Below are 18,749 nucleotides of genomic sequence, written 5' to 3' on the forward strand. Positions count from 1 at the left end.
GAAATATATATTCATTGGAGTGCTCCTCTTCCTGACGGGATGTGTTTCAGGCATGCCCAAAAGAGAATGGTTTTATGTTTTGCCAGCTATGGTGAAGGGCTTTCATCAGTTTCTCGTTTCTGCACTTTCTTTTAAGATAAAAAAATACCCGCTGACGGGCGGGTATTTTTAATGGGATGATAAGTGCGTGATTAACTAACAATTTGCAGCTTATCAATGACGTTTTTTACGTCATTAGTGCGTTTGGCAATGGCAATAGCTAAATCACGCTCTGCTTCACTGTCAACTTTACCCGTCAAGGTTACTGTACCTTTGTTGGCTTCCACTTCAATATCGAGGCCGCTGACTTCTGATTCAAATAACAGGCGGGTTTTCACCACTGTTTCAACCTTTGAATCTTTTAAATCGTCCATGATTTCAGAATCTTCTTCATTTTGGTTAACAACGGTAAGTTCGTTATTAACGTCGGTTACGCCATCCAATGACATAATCAGTTCGGTCGCTAAGGCTTTGTCTACTTCACGTTCAACTTTGCCGGTTAACATAACCACGCCGTCTTTTACGTCAGTGTTGATATCAAACGAACTAAGGTGTTCGTTAAACAATAATGTGGTTTCGGCTTTGCCATCTATCCAAGCGTCTTTAGCGCTATCTTTCCAGCTGTCACCAGCATTAACGGTTAAAGAAGCGGTTGTAAGAGCTACTGCAAGAACTACTGGTTTCATTGTAAATTTCATAAGTATTCTCCTGTTAATGTTCACAGTAACTAAAGCGATTCTTGTGCCAAATTATAACTTATTGAAATTTATAGATTAAATTCTAACATGAGGGTTTTGTGAGTAATATATAAGGGTAATTTTTACGGTATTTTTGTAAATAGTTCATAGCGCTAAAGCAGTAAATAGATACCAAATACTAGTTAAAAGCCGATGTCCTAACTCTCTAATAGCTAATGAATTTCATTTTTGGGGGAGGTATAAGAGTCAAATGACTTTGGTAATTTTGCGTGTTGCTCTTAGGTATAATTCTAGTTTCTAGTTTCTAGTTTCTAGTTTCTAGTTTCTAGTTTCTAGTTTCTAGTTTCTAGTTTCTGCTTTTTTTCTGACTGATCCGCTCAAGTCGTTTGCTGATGTCATCTCGATCACGGCTCGACATCGATGATTGGTTTAACACTTCTGCAATTGCCTTAGATTGGTCAAAAACAAAGTCGCTGTGCTCCTTAGTTTGAGCCTGTATAGAGATTGACTCAAGGCCCTCAACTAGGCGTATGGTGACAGCAATACTGTCTTTTGCGTATTGTCGTATTTGATTAAATGCGGCTTGGCCAAGTCCACTAAAGGTAAATGCTCTGCTTATTAAGCGTAATTTGTCTTCATCATCATAATAGGCGGAAGCTGGGAATTGGCGCTGGGTTAATTTACATAGCATGGCACTAAGTTTATCCACACAGCTTATTGCAGTATAAGGATCATTGATACCTGGTGACAGAGCTCTGACGGCTATTTCAACCAATTGGTGAATAGCAAATTCCGGATCCTGTATTGGTGTACGTTTTGCGCCTAAAACAACGTTATTTAGTATAACGCTATGCTCAGGAGCGGGTTTATCCTGCTGGTAAAATACGCTCATGATTGTGGCATCTTTTGTAATAAAATCCCCAGCGGCGACCACCACTTCAAAACCCATGTCAAAGTCTGAGCCCAACTCCAACAGCTTATCTATATTAACGGTTTGCACATAACCATCGCTTAGGGCTCTTATTTCAGATTGCCCTTGGAATAAGTCATATAGTTTATCGGGGTTAGATTGTTGCGTTGGCTTAGAGTTGGAATAATCGGGGAACAGACGAGCTATATTACTTTGTAATTGGCAATAGACTTGTTCAATGACGTTGTCTGCTTGAATCGAATGGGCCACATGATGAATAAAATAAATCAATACCCCTACACCAACAAAAGCTAAAGCGATAGCAACATAAACAGATAATCCAGGAATAAAATCGCTTTGATCTGTTGATTTGATGGCTTGTAAAATCAACAGGCAGTATACAAATATGGCAACAAACATACCCAGTACAAATTGTGTTCCTTGATCTGACATAAAGTTTCGGATCAGGCGCGGACCAAATTGTGATGAGGCAAGCGTCAAGGCAACCACAGTGATCGAAAACGCAATACTGGTGATGGTAATCATTGACGTAGCTATGGTGGTTAAAATGGCGCGAATGGATTCTGGTGAAATTTGGTAAAAGTACTGCAACATCTCTGAGTTGGATGTTTGATAAGCGCCATCAATAATTAATAACACGCTTGCCATTAAGGTGGCACAACAAACCATCAATGATGGGACTAACCAAAAACTGGTACGTATCGATTCCAGTATGGTTTGTAATTTACTATTCATTATGACTTCCGTTTATGTTGCACAAATTTAACAGTAGTACATAAAGCGTATTCTGCTTTGGGGATATACTGGATGCTGCCAGTTAAGCTGCCAACGTTGGTAAAGTGAGATGACAGGCTAGTTTATTTTTGGCGTTTTTTAGCAAATAAGAGTAAGCCAAAAAAGCCGATTAAACATAACACACCAAAGGCTGACAGCAGCGAGAGTAAAAACCCCTGTTCACCTAATGATGTCACAGAAAATAAAAAACCGATGGAAATAAGGAAGACGATTAGTAATATTGAAATTTTCATAATTCAGTCTCCGATCATTACAGACTAAAAAAGTAAAGACTCAAAAGAGCAAGCTCTTTTGAGTCTACTTTGATTAACAGTCGGTGTCTTTTGCATCAACACCTTCTTTGACTTCTTCACAGGCATCTTCGACAGCATTGCCTGCATCAGTCACGGTTTTATCGAGTTTTTCACCTAACTCTTCAGCGTTGTTATCTTCACAGGCAGTCATGCCAGCTAAAGAGGTAAGTAAAAGAGCCATAAGACCTAGATTTTTTAACTTGTTCATAATAATTCTCCGTATGTTTTAGTAATGTAGTTAATTTTCCGTTCTGTAAAATAAATTGTTTTAAATTACAAAGGGGGTGACTTACCGCGTAATGCATTCATGATTAAAGAGATAACCAGCAAAACGACAAATACAAAAAAGATGATTTTTGCAATACCTGCTGCTGTCCCTGCGATTCCACCAAATCCGAATACGGCGGCGACGATAGCGATGATTAAAAATGTTAATGCCCAGCCCAACATAAGATGTACTCCTCTTGTTTCAATTTAAGTTATATCAACTGCACTTAGCTTAAAGCTTGAATTGTGCCAAAGTATAAAAGTTTTTTAACTATTTGTTTTTAAAGGAATAAATTTACATTTTGATTTTATGCAGGAGAATTGGAAAGTATTGGCCATGCAATTTTTACAAGTAAAAATGTAGAACTTGCCGATGAGTAAAGCAGTTTATGGCACAGACATAGACAAGGCCGTTAATAGCTAAAGCAGATGAATAGGATTATTGATATTTTTTTTGCAGGGATTCGAGCACGCCTAAGTCACTCATGAGAGCTAATTCATGATCAACGGCTTTTACAAAGTCAGCTGTCACGCTTTTTTTAGAGAAAATGAAATAAGTGGCTTGTCTGGAAACAACAAAGTCGCTGGGGCTTATTTGGGCATTCAAATCGAGTTTTTTCAGTTCACTCATACCTAGAGTTAATTCTGAAATAAAACCGTCTATCCGGCCTATTTCTAACATATTCCACAGCGCTTGGCGGCTGGTATTAGGGTGGATCAACCTGGCAAAGTTTTTATCAGCCAATAAGCTGTTGAATTCATCACTGTAAATGACGTTAATCTGCGTGCCAATTCTGAGCTGATATTTTTGGATATCTTGCAGACTCGTTATTGAATATTTATTGATGTCTTCAGTGCGCATAAATAATACGTTGGCTGATTCAAACGCTAAGTCTGAATACCACGCAAACTGCTGACGATCTTGAGTTTTATAAGCTCCACCCATTATATCAATACGCCCGTTTTCCAGTTCTACGATTGATCTGGCCCAGGGCATTTGCACAAATTTTATTTTACAGTCCAGTTTAGCCAATACCCTTTGCATCAGTTCAATATCGCGACTGATATGCAGTTCATCCGGCGATTTTTGCTGCAGCGGATTATCATTGTTCCAGCCCATGGTTTTTTGACACTCTGCTGGTGCCGCAAATGCAGTACTTATGCTGCTCAGTAATAAAATCAACAGGAATTGAGATTTTAATATCATTAGCGATAGTTATCTTTTAAGCCGTAATACTATTTTTTAATAGTAGGCTAAATGTCAGTTTATTGAACACTACTTTTTCTAACATTTTGTTGCGCTTATTTAAGTGTTTACCATTTATTTAATGGAGTTGGTATTCGTTAAACTCTTGCTAGACGGTTTAAATATGTGGATTACTGCGCTGTTGTTTAATATGCGGCAGCAAGCGCCGGATAAATAAGGCGCTTGCTGTTTGTTACTGCTTGGCCAATATTATGATTTATGACTTAATTTAAATTGCTCAACAATATGATGTAGTTCGGTCGCCAGTTCGGCCAAAGCATTACTGGTTTCGAGGGTTTGACTGGTCGCAAGGGTTGATTCTTGAGCGATGTCGTTGATATTAATGATGTTACGATCGATTTCTGCCGCGACGGCATTTTGTTCTTCTGCGGCGCTAGCTATTTGGAAATTTTGTTCGCTGATAGACGATACCGCACTGGTAATTTTATCCAGCGCGCCACCCGCGACATCCGCTTGTTCAACACAACGTTGCGCTTGTTCGCGCCCTTTGGCCATCACGGCGACTGCTGAGCGTGTGCGACTTTGTAAGCGTTCAATAATCACACTGATTTCTTGAGTCGATTTCTGTGTCCTGGAAGCTAAGGTTCTGACTTCATCGGCAACCACAGCAAAACCGCGACCTTGCTCACCAGCCCGAGCGGCTTCGATAGCAGCATTTAAGGCCAACAAATTAGTTTGATCGGCGATAGAGCCAATCACCTGCAGCGTAGTGGTAATATTGCCCGCTTCCAGTTGCAGTTGGTCCATCTCAGACGAAATTTCAACTACCTGTGTAGCCAAGTTACGGATACCTGATACAGTATCCACCACTAATTGGCGACCTCGCACTGACTCATCATCGGCAAGGCGGGATGCCTCAGCTGCTTCACTGGCGGATCGTGCCACTTCTTTCACTGTGGCGGTCATTTCTTCCATGGCAGAGGCGACTGATTCGGTTTCAATTTTCTGACGTTGCACACCACTGTGAGTCGTATTGGTGATCATGGTTAATTCTTCAGATGAGGCACTGAGCTGCATTGTGGATATTTTTACGGTGTTCATTGAATGCTCAAAACTAACCATCATTTCATTTAAAGCGGCGCCAACCTGATTAATTTCTTCGGCACCGTCAAACTCATAACGCAGGGTTAAGTCTTTGTTTGAACTGATGCGGTTCATCAAATTTTGCAAGTAATTAACCGGTTTAGAGATGCTCATTGCCGCCATCACTACAATGGCAATTACGGTCAGCATTATTACAATAGCGACTACCATAGATATAACGCTTGAGCGGGATGCGTTGTCCGCAATAGCGACTTTTAGATTGGCGCTTAAATCAGCTAATAACTCTTCAGTTTTATGCACTGTAGAACGCATTTCATTGAGAATGCCTTGCGAACTAGTCAAACCAATATTTTGCTGGCCTTCAACTAAAGTGTGAAAATTACTTTTATATAATTCGATACTAGCAAGGATTGCCGATTTGTTTGTGGCAGGTATGTCTGAGCGAGTCAGAAGGTTAGTAAATTGAGTGAAGTCTTCGTCAAACCTATCGAGGTATTTCATCTCAAGGCGTAACATAAAATCTTTTTCATGGCGGCGTAACATTAACATTTTCGCCAACAGATCCATCTGATTCAGTGTATTTATGCGTTGTTCGGCATCTTGCACCGCGGCCCGCAGTTTACCGTATAGGCCAGATTCTGGATCTAAGCCGAGGATTTTTTGCTCATCGACCATGAGGTTAAATACTTCTTGGTAATCGGTGAGTATGCCCTCTAACTTTTTGACTTTGCTTGCATCAAGATCTCGTTGTTGCAGGATTTCATCTAGATGCTCAGTGACTTCAAGTAGATGCTCAAAATCTTTATTAAAGGTCTGTTGATATTTCAAATCCAAACGCATCATAAAGTCTTTTTCTGAACGACGTTGCAGCAACATGCCACTTTCTATTTCGCTGACTAGCAATTCTGCTTGAGCCAATTGTGCCTGACTATGGCTGGCGGATTTTTGTAAAATAATCAATCCACCCATGCCAATAACGACACATACAACAATAAAAATCAGTTTGTTTTTAATACTTTTAAGTGCGGACATTTAGTGGATACCTTTACTCAGTGATGCAAGACTTGAGACTGCTAAGTTTAAATCTAGTAGATTGTCAAAATTTGTCATATTAATGTCACATGCTATTTGAGCCTAAATACATGCAGCGCCAAATAGTGAATTAACCAGAATAAATTGAATTGTAACTTAGCATAGGTAACGGCCAAGCCTCATAAATCTTGATGTTAGCGGGCAAATTTAGTCAAAGTAAAACCCCGTCGTTGTCATACAAATGTCTATAAAGTGAAATAAATGGTTCAAATTCACATGTTAGTTTTAGCCAAACTTGCTGTGAATGAGTTCCAATGAATCAAGCTATTATTGTTTATATCCTTGCGCTAATTTTGCTGCTTAGTGTATTACTCAAAATGCGGGTGCGATTGCAATTATCTCGAGCCAAACATGGCTCATTACGCGGTCATAGCAAGTGGTCGCGACGTATGGCGCGTTTAGTGCCGTTTTTCAGTTACGACGATGCTGTGTTTTTTATCAGCGACGGAGCCCCTGCAAACATTGGTCAACAGCGGCGTTTGGCGCTGGCAGAGCTTGAAAAATCAATTAATACCCAATGTGCACTGACCTTAGCTTACTGTGAACAGCTTGAAAGCAGTGTATCTGACCTGCAGTTTACCAGTCACTATCGTATTCCTTTTCCTTACCGTAATGGCTTGCCTAAGTGTTTTAAACTTGGCTCGATAGCCGATGAAACCAAGGGGTCCAAAATCAAAGATTTGGACGGTAATTGGCGCTACGATTTGTCAGGCTCTTATGGGGTAAATGTATTTGGTTATGACTTTTATAAAGCCTGCATGGAAGAGGGCATAAACCAAACCAAACAATTAGGGCCGGTACTGGGCACTTATCATCCTCTGATTAACGACAATGTAGAGATGATCAAACAGATCTCGGGCTTAGACGAAGTGTCGTTTCATATGTCGGGTACTGAGGCCGTGATGCAAGCGGTACGTTTGGCCCGTTATCACACAGGTAAAAGTCATTTAGTACGTTTTTGTGGTGCTTATCATGGCTGGTGGGATGGGGTGCAACCCGGAGTGGGCAATACCCGTGTTACCCACGATGTCTATACCTTAGCTGACGAAAATGAACACAGTTTAAAAGTACTCGCGACCCGCAAAGACATTGCCTGTGTCTTAATTAATCCCTTGCAGGCTTTTCACCGCAATAACGATGCGCCTGCTGATACTGGCTTGCTCGCCAGTGAGCGTAAAACTGGCTTTGATAAACAAGCTTACAGTCGCTGGCTGGCACGTATTCGGCAGATCTGCACTGAACGTAATATTGTGCTGATTTTTGATGAGGTATTTACCGGTTTTCGCTTAGCTTATCGTGGTGCTCAAGAATTTTACGGCATTCAAGCGGATATGGTCACCTATGGTAAAACCCTAGGAGGCGGTTTACCCATAGGCGTAGTGGCTGGTACTCACCAGTTAATGAAACGTTTTAAGTTAGAGCAACCGGCCCATGTATCGCTCGCCCGTGGCACCTTTAATTCTCACCCTTATGTAATGGGTGCTATGAATGTATTTTTAAAACGTATTCAAAGCGCTGAGATTCAACAGCAATATCAGCAATCTGAAGCCTTGTGGAATAGCCGTGTTGCCTATTTTAATCAACGTTTACAGGCTGAAAAACTGCCACTTAAGATCAGTAATATTCATTCTATTTTGTCGGTCAGTTACACCCTGCCAAGCCGTTACAACTGGATGTTGCAGTTCTACCTAAAAAATCATGGCGTGGAGTTGAGTTGGACAGGCACTGGGCGTTTGATCATGAGTTTTAGTTTTACAGATCAAGAATTCAAGGAGGTGGTGGAGTGTTTTGTCTCTGCCGCCCAGCAGATGCAGCAAGACCATTGGTGGTGGCAATCGCCCCAGTTGAGCAATAAAACCATTAAACGTCAGTTTTTATCCGACATGTTAAGCGCGAAATTTCCAATGATAGCAGGACTATTACCCAGACCTTTACTGGCTCTGGAAAAGCAGGCTCAGCAAATGCGGGCACAGCAAAACCACTTAACTAAACCAGTTAACTAAGGCGGGTTGACCATGTCAGTGCATCTACTCAGTAAAACTAAACCAGAATTCCGACAGTCACTGGAGCAAGAGTTTGCAACGTTTATCGAGCTACAGGCCCAGCGATTTAATCCTAATAATTGCCTTAAAATCGACTTTCATTGTCATGATCACAATAGTGATGTGCCCGATGAACTTTGGGGACGCATACTACGATTACCCGAAACCTGGCTGAAAACCAAAAAACTGGTATCCACCTTAGTTGCCAATGGCAATTCAGCCCTGACAATCACTAACCACAATAATGCACGTTCTTGTTGGGAGCTAAAAGATAGCGGCCAAGATGTCTTAGTCGGCGCTGAATTTACCTGCTACTTTCCAGAATATGAGTTGTTTATTCATGTGCTGACTTACGGTTTTAGCCGTGATCAGGAAGTGGTACTGAATAAAAAACGCCAGAATATTTATGATTTTCTACGATATGCCGCCGACGAAGATATCCCGGTTATTTTGCCTCACCCTTTGTATTTTTATACCCGTAACGACTTAATCGACTTGTCGTTATTTGAAAAACTGGCGGTGATGTTTTCGCGTTTTGAAGTATTAAACGGCCAGCGCGACCTGTGGCAAAGTGTCTTAACGCTTAATTGGCTACAAAGCCTAACGCCTGAAAAAATCACTGAATACGCCAGACGGCACAATCTTAATCCAGCGACTTTTGGGGTTGATCCCAAGCAGCCTAAAGTGCTGACTGGCGGCTCGGATGATCATACCGGAATTTTTGCAGGGCAGTGTGGCTCGTGGTTGTATGTGCCTAATTTGCAAGAAAGACTCAAAACAGAAAAGCCCTCAGAGTTAGCACTCGAAGCCCTGAAAAAAGGCAATATTGCACCTTTTGGTCAAATCGCTGAAAACCAAAAATTGAATATTTCCTTATTGGATTATTTTTCTCAAGTTGCGACCAAAATTAAAGATCCCGGTTTGTTACGTATCCTTTTACACCGTGGTTCTACCTGGGACAAAATTGGCTGTTTTGCCGTTTCTAATGTGTTGTTAGAGATGCAAAAACACAAAAAGACCATGAAGTTTTTCTCCTTTGTGCATGATGCCCTGCAAGGTAAAAAACCGAACAAACTGCTGAAGTGGCAGGTATCGAAAGACTACAAATTTTGTATCGCTCAACTTGAACGTATTGCCGATGCCAAACGGAATAACCCTGAAAGTTATATTGATACGGTAAATACGGCGATGAGTGAGTTGTTTACTCACTTAAATCAGTTAATTGCTAAACGTATTGCTTGTGCTATTAACAGCAATCAGGGGGTATTACTTGAGAGTTTTTCTACCGAAGAACTCACACGTAAATTAGAAATACCCAGCCAGCTTACCGCTTTGTTTTTAGGTGATGGCAAACGCCAAGACAATATGAGCAATGTGAACATGGGCAAGCTGTTTGATAACTTGTCTTTTCCGGTACTAATCAGCGTTATTTTGGCTGGTTCCAATTTAGCCTCGACTCGGGTGCTCTACCAAAACCGTGACTTACTCAATCAATTTGCCCAACATCTTGGCAAAAATCAGCACAGTAAACGCGCGCTTTATTTGACCGATACCTTGTTGGATAAAAACGGTGTGTCGACGTCTTTATCAGGCAAATTGCGTGAAATCCAAAAATCTGACCTAGCCATTGATTTTTTGATTTGTCACAGCGAAGCGCAAGCTGAACCTCACTTACATGTAGTGAGACCGATAGCTGAATTTGAAGTGCAGCGTTATGGCGAGCAGCAAATTCGTATCCCCGACATCATGGAAATCGCCCGCATATTTTATGCAGGTGGTTACGACAGAATAGTGTGTTCAACCGAAGGGCCCATGGCGGTGGTCGCGCTGTTTTTGCAGCAAATGTTTAATGTGCCAAGTTTCTTTTTTATGCATACCGATTGGATCGATTTTATTAAACATACCACCGACCTCAACCAATTTGAGCGTGACCGAGTCAGGCGTTTAATGCGCGCACTGTACAATCGTTTTGACGGCATTTTTGTGCTCAATCAAGAGCATAAAGCCTGGCTTACCGGCCACGAAATGCAGCTCAATAAAGAGCAGGTGTTTTTAACGGCACATCATACTCAGCCCTGTGATACACAAATGCAGCCGGTGCATAAAGATGTATTGATCCCCGGCGCTACCGACCTTACGCCGGTGTTGTTTATTGCCTGTCGAATTAGCCAAGAAAAAGGCATTTTTGATTTACCTAAAATTGTCGCGCTGGCCAGACAACGTTTGCCTGAGCTTAAAATAGTGATTGCAGGTGATGGGCCCGCTACTGAAAAACTCAAACAGAAAATGCCTGATGCCACTTTTGTGGGCTGGCAAAACAAAAAACAGCTGGCGTCCTTGTACTTGGGCTTAGATTTGTTTGTATTTCCCTCGCGCTTTGACACTTTTGGCAACGTCATTCTTGAAGCTTTTGTGCATGGAATGCCAACCATCGCTTATAACTGCAAGGGCCCCAAAGACATTATTCAACACGAAGTTAATGGTTATTTAGTTGATGATATTGACGGCATGGCCGCGCGCATCGTTGAGTTTTTTAATACACCTGAAAAACAACAGCTGATGCGTCAACAGGCTCGACAACGCGCTGCCGACTATCAGGCCGAACCTATCATGCAGCAGTTTTTAAGTGATTTAGGTTTGGATTCGCCATCGGTGTATAAGCAACAAAAGTCAGAAAGACCACCCGTTTACAACCAACAGAAGACAGTCGCCTAGTGAAAACCGCCGTTCATACTTTAACTAAAACTGAGCAATTTAACTTTTTACTGACTAACCGTATACCACGCCGCTGGCTGACCTTGTTTATGGGCTGGTTTAGCCAAATTGAAAGTCCACTGTTGGCCAAAATCTCTATCGCCATCTGGCAATGTTTTGCGGAAGACTTACGTTTACAAGATGCTAAAAAGCAGAAGTTTACTAGCTTAGGGGAGTGTTTTACTCGCGAACTGAAAGACGGCTTACGGCCGATTGATCAGCGTATTGACATAGTATCCAGCCCATGTGATGCCATTGTGGGCGCCTGTGGCAGAGTCGAAGGATCTAAAGTTTTTCAGGCCAAAGGCTTTCCTTATGAGTTGAGTGAGCTCATCCCCGATGTGCGTATTGCCCATAAATACCGTAACGGGGTATTTGTAACACTGCGCCTTAAGTCCAGTATGTATCACCGTTTTCATGCGCCAGTAGACTGCCAGGTTAAGCAAGTTAACTATATCTCTGGTGATACGTGGAACGTCAATCCTATCGCCCTTAAACGGGTCGAAAAACTGTTTTGCAAGAATGAACGTGCCGTCATCGAACTTAAGCTCGACCGACCTAACAGCAGTATTACTTTAGTACCAGTCGCCGCGATTTTAGTCGCCAGTATGAAATTTAACTTTTTGTCTCAAACCCTTAATTTGTCATACCGAGGGGCTAATGTGATCCCTTGTGACGCCCAGTTTAGCAAAGGCGCCGAAATGGGCTATTTCCAGCATGGCTCGACCATTATTGTTTTTGCAAGCCACGAATATCAACTTTGTCCAGGCATAACACCAGGCCAGCCCATAAAAATGGGTGAGGCCTTACTTAGTGCAGAGCCTGAGTCAAACGATAGCCACACAAGCCCAGCTTACGCCGGAGCTTGAGTTAATTAACCCTGACCTATAACTCTTACTTTCACTGCAGCAAGGATCACTACATGACTTTTTTCGAAGAATTACAAAAACAACGTTGGGATGATCACCGTTATTATCACCATAATCGTATTAACCAGTTTCTGCATTTACTCAGCGCCATGAGCTTTTTGGCCAGCTACATACTGGTATTCTATTATCCTGCGGCAGCGGCTTTGGTAGGTTGGTTATTAGCTATGGTATTACGCCAAACTGGGCATTTTTTCTTTGAGCCTAAATCCTATGACGAAGTTAACAAGGCCACCCACCAATACAAAGAAAGCGTAAAAGTAGGCTATAACTTGTCACGTAAAGTGGTGTTGTTATCCATTTGGGCCTTAGTCCCTGTGGTACTGTTTTTTAAACCTGATTTTTTTGGCGCATTTACCCCAGCCAGTACTTTTACAGGTTTTATCAATAATATGGCCATCATTTGGCTATATGTTGGTTTAGGCGCAATTGCATTTAGAACAATACATTTATTTAAATTGATGGGTGTGCAATCAGGTTTAGTGTGGATGAGCAAAATCATCACCGACCCCTTTCACGATATTAAAATTTACCATAAATCACCCTATTACATTATGAAGGGTGAAATGTACGATCACATGAATGATTGGTACGAAGAAGCCTCATTTGAAAACCAGCCGGTTAAATCATAACTAAATTAACCTGATGTGATGGTCTCCTCCCACCTTACGGTATCCATTTGCCATGATTGAGTTTGATAAAACAATCAGAACGGGAGAAGACCAATATTAAAATATATTCAATGATTTTTCTGCGTCCACTGCTGTCAGGTTACTAAATCTAATCTGACAGTAGTTAATTTTGTATTTGTCCGCACAGCCACTCTTCAGCAAACAGGCTATAAGCTCAAACCAATAGATGGCTGAATCAAACCAAAGCCTCCATGACTTTTTGCACTTCAGCAAAAGTTGGTGGATTACAACCCACAGTGGCCACATTTAAGCTGGCGGCGATAGCACCAAAACGTAGGGCGTCGCTGAGTTTTGCCGGCGCTGCTTCTGGTGATAAAGCATGGTCTTTTAGTAATCTGGCGATCAAGGCAGAAAAATAGGTATCCCCTGCCCCAACGGTATCGCCAAAGATTTCGGCTTTATGCACACTTTGTTTGAGATTATGTTCGCTGGTGATCAAATGTGAGCCCCCTTCGCCCAGAGTCAGCACCACCATGCCATTTTCCATTCTTGCTAACATGGCCTTGGCATGAAATTCTGGCTCGCCGTACAAACCTTTAAGGGCTAAGTCTTCATCACTGACTTTTACAATGTCGGCAAACTCAACAAAGCGCCAGATGGCCGCCACATATTGTTGATGGCTGGTTTCAACTCCTTTGCGCACGTTGACATCTATGCTGATTTTTACCCCTTTGGCTTTGAGTTTTTTTACCACAGGGATCAGCACATCTAACATTTCAGGTACTAAGGCCAAAGAGCCGGTATGAAATAACTCAATATCATCGGGTAACATGGCTAATAGTGCATCGGCTGAAATATCCAAGTCCGCCACCGACTTACGATACAAGCGATAACTGGGTTTGCCCTCAGCGTCTTTATACACCAAGGCCAGCGAGGTGTTTTTATCCGAGCGATTGTTAGCAGGGACTTTAATGTCTTCGTCCACTACCGCTGCATAGATTTTTTCACCCATCAAATCAGTGGAAATTGGTGATAAATAGGTGCAATCAAGGCCCTGTTTGACAAAACTTCTGGCGACATTAAACGGCGAACCACCAATGAACGATAAGTAAGAACCATCTTGTTGTTCGATCATATCAATTATAGCTTCACCAAAAACGGCTACTTTTGGTCTAGTCATTGTGACTCCTGATTTGTTTAGCGTTTAGGCGACGCTGCTTAAAATAGACTGCATGTGTTGTTTCACATCGGGCTTAGCATACAAAGCCATAACCTGTTTTTTATAAGCCGTCACAAATTCTTTATGGCAGGTAAGGCTAGCAAAAATTGAGCTTATTTCGAGCAAGGCCAGTGAACGCTGGTTTGTTTGGCTGGCCGCTTTATGTACTTCAACAGCCATGGCGTCGGTGATATTCAGCGCCTTACCTTGTTGGTCTACTTGTTTATCGCTGTAATAACACCATGCGGCGAGCACTAAAGTCGCACATTGGATTTGTCCTTTATTAGACAGGTTATCCACCATAGTGGGCAATAAAAAAGTACTGAGTTTAGCCGCATTCTCCGAACAAATTCTGGCTAAGCCATCTTTAATATTGGGATTGGCGAAACGGGCTAACAAGGTATCTTTATACTCATCCAAGTTTATTCCCGCCACAGCAGGCAAGATTGGGGTGACTTCTGTGTCCATAAAGTGGCGTAAGAATTTGGCGAACAAGGGGTCTTGCACACTTTCATCAATGGTAGCAAAACCATGCAAAGAGCCTAGTATGCCGAGCACCGAATGGCCGGCATTTAGGAGGCGGATTTTCATGTTCTCGTAAGGCGTGACATCGTCAACAAACTGGGCACCCACTTGCTCCCATTGTGGCCGAGCTAAGGTAAATTTGTCTTCGATGATCCACTGATGAAAAGGCTCACAGGTTACTGGCCATTGATCATTAATACCGATATTTTTTTGTAAATATGCAATGTCCGCTGCAGTAGTAGCCGGCGTAATGCGATCCACCATGGCGTTAGGAAACGCCACTTCCGATTCAATCCACTGGGCTAATTCGCCATCCACCTTGCTGGCATAAGCAATCAACATCTTTTTGGCCACATCACCATTGTGCTGCACGTTGTCGCAAGACTGAATGGTAAAGGGAGCTAAACCATTTTTGCGACGTAGCTGCAATGCTGCAAGCAAGTAACCAAACACCAAACGCGGGCTTTGCGGATTAGCCAAGTCATGAATGACATCAGGATTAGTAAAATCAAACTCGCCGCTGGCAGGATTAAAGTTATAGCCCCCTTCGGTGATGGTCAGCGAGACGATTTTTGTTTCGCTACTGGCCATCTTGTTGATGACTGCTGTTGGGTCGTCACAGCCCAGTAAAAAATCACTGAGACTGCCAATCACACGATTTTCGATATTGCCATCGGGATGGCGCACAATCAGCGTATAAAGATAATCTTGTGCTGCCAGCAGGGTTTGCATTTTACGGTCTGCTTCGCGCAGCCCAACACCACAAATACCCCAACTGAGATCACCCGTTTCACTCATATAGGCGTCAGTATAATAAGCTTCATGGGAGCGATGAAAGCCGCCCACGCCCACATGTACTATGCCTTGAGTGACTTTAGAACGATCATAGTTAGGCACCAGTACAGTTGCTGGCAGTTGATTAAGTGCCGAATTGTTAAGTTTGATTGCTGGGGTTTGCATAATAAATCGTCCTCTACGCTGATACGATAACTTGTTTACTGCGCTGCATTACCCAATAAGCAGAGGCAAAATAAATAATGGTGCAAACAAATCCGATATTAAAAAATAGTTCTCTATTACTTTCGTAAGCAGGTATGCCCACACTCATAAACATAGTGTTAAGGGCTAAGCCCAAAGTGATAACCAAGCTCGACACAGAGATAAAACGCAGAACCTTAGTCACAACACTGTAGTCGTGCACATAGTCTGGAGCTAACTTAGTTTGCTTGGCTTGATACACCTCTACCTGCTTATCATAGGCGTCTAATTTGGCTTGCTCTTGGGGGTATTTTTGCGCGGCGCCATGGTACTTAGCCAATACGATGTAAAGCACAGAGGTAAAAAACCAAGTAGGGATAAACAAGTAATAAAACGACATCACATCTAAGGCGTTAAGGCCAAAGCCAAAGACCAAACCTAAGGACCACGACGCCACTGCAGGTGTGCTATGGGTAAGGTTACGAAACATCGCCCAATAACGGGTAAAACCTATCCGGGGAAAGATAAAATGCTCAGTAAAAACAATGGCGCCCACCGGCACTACCAATAAACCGGCATAAGTTAATAGGGGTAACATTTGATTGAATACAAAGGGGAAACAAGCGATACACACCGCCACTATACCCACAACCAGAGTAGAACGGTTACGTGAATGGTTTTTAAAGATGGCTTGAGCCGCAAGACCTGCACGGTATAAATTAGCATTAGCCGTGGTCCAACCCGCCACAATAACTATCACTAGGCCTGATAAACCTAAAGCTTGAAAGGCCACATCACCTGGGTCTAATTCAATAATGGATTTTTGTACGATAACCGCTGTGCCTGCACCCATAATACCGGCAGAAATCCACGCGATATAATGACCAAACATCATGCCTGACGAGGTACATAAACCATAAGTACGGCTTTTAGCATAACGCAACAAGGCCATATCAATTAAGCCAACATGGGTAATGGTATTGGCCGCCCACGCAAAACCTATCACTTCAAGTAAACCAATACCCGGCTTACCGTCGGAATCAAGACCAGTCCACACCGACATACTGCCAATGTGCATAAAGTCGGCCCAGCTGCTTAAGGTAGTAGCACCAATAACATGATCGGCCAAGGCCGGCATTAGTACCAGTGGCCCACTGATAAACATCACAAATAACCAAGGCGCACAGATACGGGAAAAGTTAGAAACGGCAGTAAAACCATACATAGCAACCAATACCACTATGATGCCGACAGAAACCACCACCATAACAAACCACAGATTAGTGGGATACCAGTTAAGTTGGGCGGGTATGCCAAAGGCAAAGCGCACGGCAGTGGCCGACACGGTAATCATAGCCGCCGAGATAACCGTGAAAATAATAACATTAACCCAGTTATACAAAGTGGTCATGGAGCCACCGGCAATTTTTTGTAGATAGGTATACAGGCTTAAGCGAGTTTCAATGGCGATTGGCGTGGTGATCAAGGTCCAACTCAGTACCGCAAGAATATTACCAATCAACAAACCCAAGAGTATGTCTGTCATGGTGGCGCCTAAAGCGACAAAGGTGGCACCGATAACAAACTCGGTAGCGGCCACGTGCTCACCCGCATACAAACCTAAAAAGTGGGTCCAGCCCTTTAACTTATGTTTAGGTATAGGGAGCTGTTCTTCACATACATTATCTAGGTTTACACCTTGAGTATCTGCTTTCATCGTTGTTTCCAACCTTGTTGATTTACTTTGGGCCATTTCAATCCCAACTAAGGTCGCGACATGTCTCAAACAAAAATTGGCCGCTAGTCACCTTAAGTGACGACCCAACATTAAGACTCTTGTTTCGCGATGTAGAATACCAAGCACCATAACTGGGCAATTGACATCATACTGGGCATATTCCCAAACAATAGAGGTAACTGTCAATGATTTGTTAAAATTATTTTCTTAAATCATCTGTTCGTTGTTGTCTTCAAGCATGCTTAATAACAACTGTAAAACAAATATAACAATGTTAATCAAACGCTTTGTGTCATTGCTTAATCTTTAAGTAATACCATCTGCAGCAAAATGAGTTAAATAAAACAAAACAACGTACAAGCTCTGATATCAATGGGTTTAACGGCTTTTCAATCGAGAACACAACCATTAATTACAGTGACATATCACTTGATTAATAATTACTCTTGGGGTGTTTTTAGTCGTAGTTTTAAAGCAAAACTATCTTTTCATCCTGCCTAATTCGATCTTTTAACTGCAACGTCAGCAAACAATAATTATTGGCTTTGTAACATTTCACAAACATATGAATTAAAAGACAAAAGATAAAAACCCTGGGTTTTTGTGAACAGAAAGTAAGCAAAAAGAGTTGACGAGGTTAAACTTATTTGGTCATATGCCCAGTATATGGGCAAATGACCACAGGATGAAAATATGTTAAAAACGACGACCAAAAACATCACAATGAGCGCGCTTTTAGTGATGGCTTGTACAACTATGCACGTAAACGCTGAGCAAAGTGGTAATGTTGATTTAAGCTTTCAAATAAAAACCAATCACTTGTGGCATGGTTTTATAGTCACTCCCTCAATTATGACGGCGGGTGAACTGACCTACATCACAGCAAGTGGCAACACTAAATTTGGTTTATGGGCTGGTGCTAGCTTTGATGGTGAATACCAAGAGTTTACCTATTTTGCATCCCATCAATTTTCTGAGCAGCTATTTGTGGAGATCGTCAATCACGGTAATCACTCCTCAATCGACGATGTAGACATATTTAACTACTCTAGTGATCCCACTAAAACCGGTAACTTTACTGACATTGGGCTGGGATATACCTTTGCGGGCGATATGCCACTGTCTTTGTATTATTCAGTCATAGTGCAAGGTGTCGATAAATTCGAAGATGAATATACGGGCAGACGTGAACGTGCCTATACCAACTACATTGAAGCTAACTTGCCTGTATGGCAGGGTAAAGACGGCGAAACCGTTACGGTATTTGTTGGCGGAGCATTTTCTCCGACAGGTGATAAAAACTTTTACGACGACAGCGCTAATATCGTTAATCTAGGTTTTAGCTATACCAAAAACCTGCAAATTCTTGACTATAACTTGCCCGTATCGGCCACCGCCATGTGGAATCCAGCGTTACAAAATGGCGCTTTACAAGTGGCCTTTAGCTTTTTTTAGCGGCTACTTTCGTGCTGAATAAGCCTCAGTTGCGCAAACAAGTGGGGGCTTTTT

General features: G+C 42.2%; 15 protein-coding genes. 5 read left to right on the plus strand and 10 right to left on the minus strand.

Annotation, left to right across the window (positions count from 1 at the left end; translation table 11 throughout):
- Positions 1-191 precede the first annotated feature (191 nt).
- The 7 genes from AX660_RS14040 to AX660_RS14060 form a co-directional block, all read right to left on the minus strand.
- Positions 192-737, minus strand: coding sequence for a BON domain-containing protein (locus AX660_RS14040; RefSeq protein WP_068378052.1), 546 nt, complete (start codon positions 735-737; stop codon positions 192-194).
- Between the two features lie 346 nt (positions 738-1,083).
- Positions 1,084-2,403, minus strand: a complete 1,320-nt coding sequence (locus AX660_RS14045; RefSeq protein WP_068378054.1) for a DUF2254 domain-containing protein — start codon at positions 2,401-2,403, stop codon at positions 1,084-1,086.
- Between the two features lie 122 nt (positions 2,404-2,525).
- Positions 2,526-2,696, minus strand: a complete 171-nt coding sequence (locus AX660_RS23220; protein WP_157884340.1) for a hypothetical protein — start codon at positions 2,694-2,696, stop codon at positions 2,526-2,528.
- Between the two features lie 73 nt (positions 2,697-2,769).
- Positions 2,770-2,964 carry a hypothetical protein gene (locus AX660_RS14050; protein WP_068378056.1) on the minus strand — a complete coding sequence of 65 codons (195 nt, stop codon included), beginning with the start codon at positions 2,962-2,964 and terminating at the stop codon, positions 2,770-2,772.
- 65 nt (positions 2,965-3,029) lie between these two features.
- Positions 3,030-3,206 carry a DUF1328 domain-containing protein gene (locus AX660_RS22850; protein ID WP_082768918.1) on the minus strand — a complete coding sequence of 59 codons (177 nt, stop codon included), beginning with the start codon at positions 3,204-3,206 and terminating at the stop codon, positions 3,030-3,032.
- 256 nt (positions 3,207-3,462) lie between these two features.
- The gene (locus tag AX660_RS14055) at positions 3,463-4,230 is read right to left on the minus strand and encodes a substrate-binding periplasmic protein (protein WP_068378058.1); all 768 of its coding nucleotides are present in this window, start codon (positions 4,228-4,230) and stop codon (positions 3,463-3,465) included.
- Positions 4,231-4,479: 249 nt separating this feature from the next.
- The gene (locus AX660_RS14060; RefSeq protein WP_068378060.1) at positions 4,480-6,366 is read right to left on the minus strand and encodes a methyl-accepting chemotaxis protein; all 1,887 of its coding nucleotides are present in this window, start codon (positions 6,364-6,366) and stop codon (positions 4,480-4,482) included.
- Positions 6,367-6,680: 314 nt separating this feature from the next.
- Here AX660_RS14060 and AX660_RS14065 point away from each other — a divergent pair, with 314 nt between their 5' ends.
- The 4 genes from AX660_RS14065 to AX660_RS14080 are packed head-to-tail and all read left to right on the plus strand — an operon-like array spanning position 6,681 to position 12,780.
- Entirely contained in the window at positions 6,681-8,429 is a 1,749-nt protein-coding gene (locus AX660_RS14065; RefSeq protein ID WP_068378062.1) for an aminotransferase class III-fold pyridoxal phosphate-dependent enzyme, read from the plus strand.
- Positions 8,430-8,441: 12 nt separating this feature from the next.
- Entirely contained in the window at positions 8,442-11,183 is a 2,742-nt protein-coding gene (locus tag AX660_RS14070) for a glycosyltransferase (protein ID WP_068378064.1), read from the plus strand.
- A complete protein-coding gene (gene asd / locus AX660_RS14075) occupies positions 11,183-12,091 on the plus strand; it encodes an archaetidylserine decarboxylase (protein ID WP_068378066.1) in 909 nt (302 codons plus the stop codon). Before AX660_RS14070 ends, asd begins: the two co-directional genes overlap by 1 nt.
- Before the next feature lie 53 nt (positions 12,092-12,144).
- A complete protein-coding gene (locus AX660_RS14080) occupies positions 12,145-12,780 on the plus strand; it encodes a hypothetical protein (protein WP_068378068.1) in 636 nt (211 codons plus the stop codon).
- 235 nt (positions 12,781-13,015) lie between these two features.
- Here the strand turns inward: AX660_RS14080 and AX660_RS14085 are convergent, their stop codons facing one another.
- The 3 genes from AX660_RS14085 to AX660_RS14095 are packed head-to-tail and all read right to left on the minus strand — an operon-like array spanning position 13,016 to position 17,219.
- Positions 13,016-13,960, minus strand: coding sequence for a PfkB family carbohydrate kinase (locus tag AX660_RS14085; protein WP_068378070.1), 945 nt, complete (start codon positions 13,958-13,960; stop codon positions 13,016-13,018).
- A gap of 24 nt (positions 13,961-13,984) precedes the next feature.
- Positions 13,985-15,484 carry a mannitol dehydrogenase family protein gene (locus tag AX660_RS14090; RefSeq protein WP_068378072.1) on the minus strand — a complete coding sequence of 500 codons (1,500 nt, stop codon included), beginning with the start codon at positions 15,482-15,484 and terminating at the stop codon, positions 13,985-13,987.
- Between the two features lie 13 nt (positions 15,485-15,497).
- Positions 15,498-17,219, minus strand: a complete 1,722-nt coding sequence (locus AX660_RS14095; protein ID WP_068378073.1) for a purine-cytosine permease family protein — start codon at positions 17,217-17,219, stop codon at positions 15,498-15,500.
- 714 nt (positions 17,220-17,933) lie between these two features.
- Here AX660_RS14095 and AX660_RS14100 point away from each other — a divergent pair.
- A complete protein-coding gene (locus AX660_RS14100) occupies positions 17,934-18,695 on the plus strand; it encodes a hypothetical protein (protein ID WP_068378075.1) in 762 nt (253 codons plus the stop codon).
- The last annotated feature ends 54 nt before the right edge of the window (positions 18,696-18,749 follow it).

Source organism: Paraglaciecola hydrolytica, assembly GCF_001565895.1.
GTDB lineage: Bacteria > Pseudomonadota > Gammaproteobacteria > Enterobacterales > Alteromonadaceae > Paraglaciecola > Paraglaciecola hydrolytica.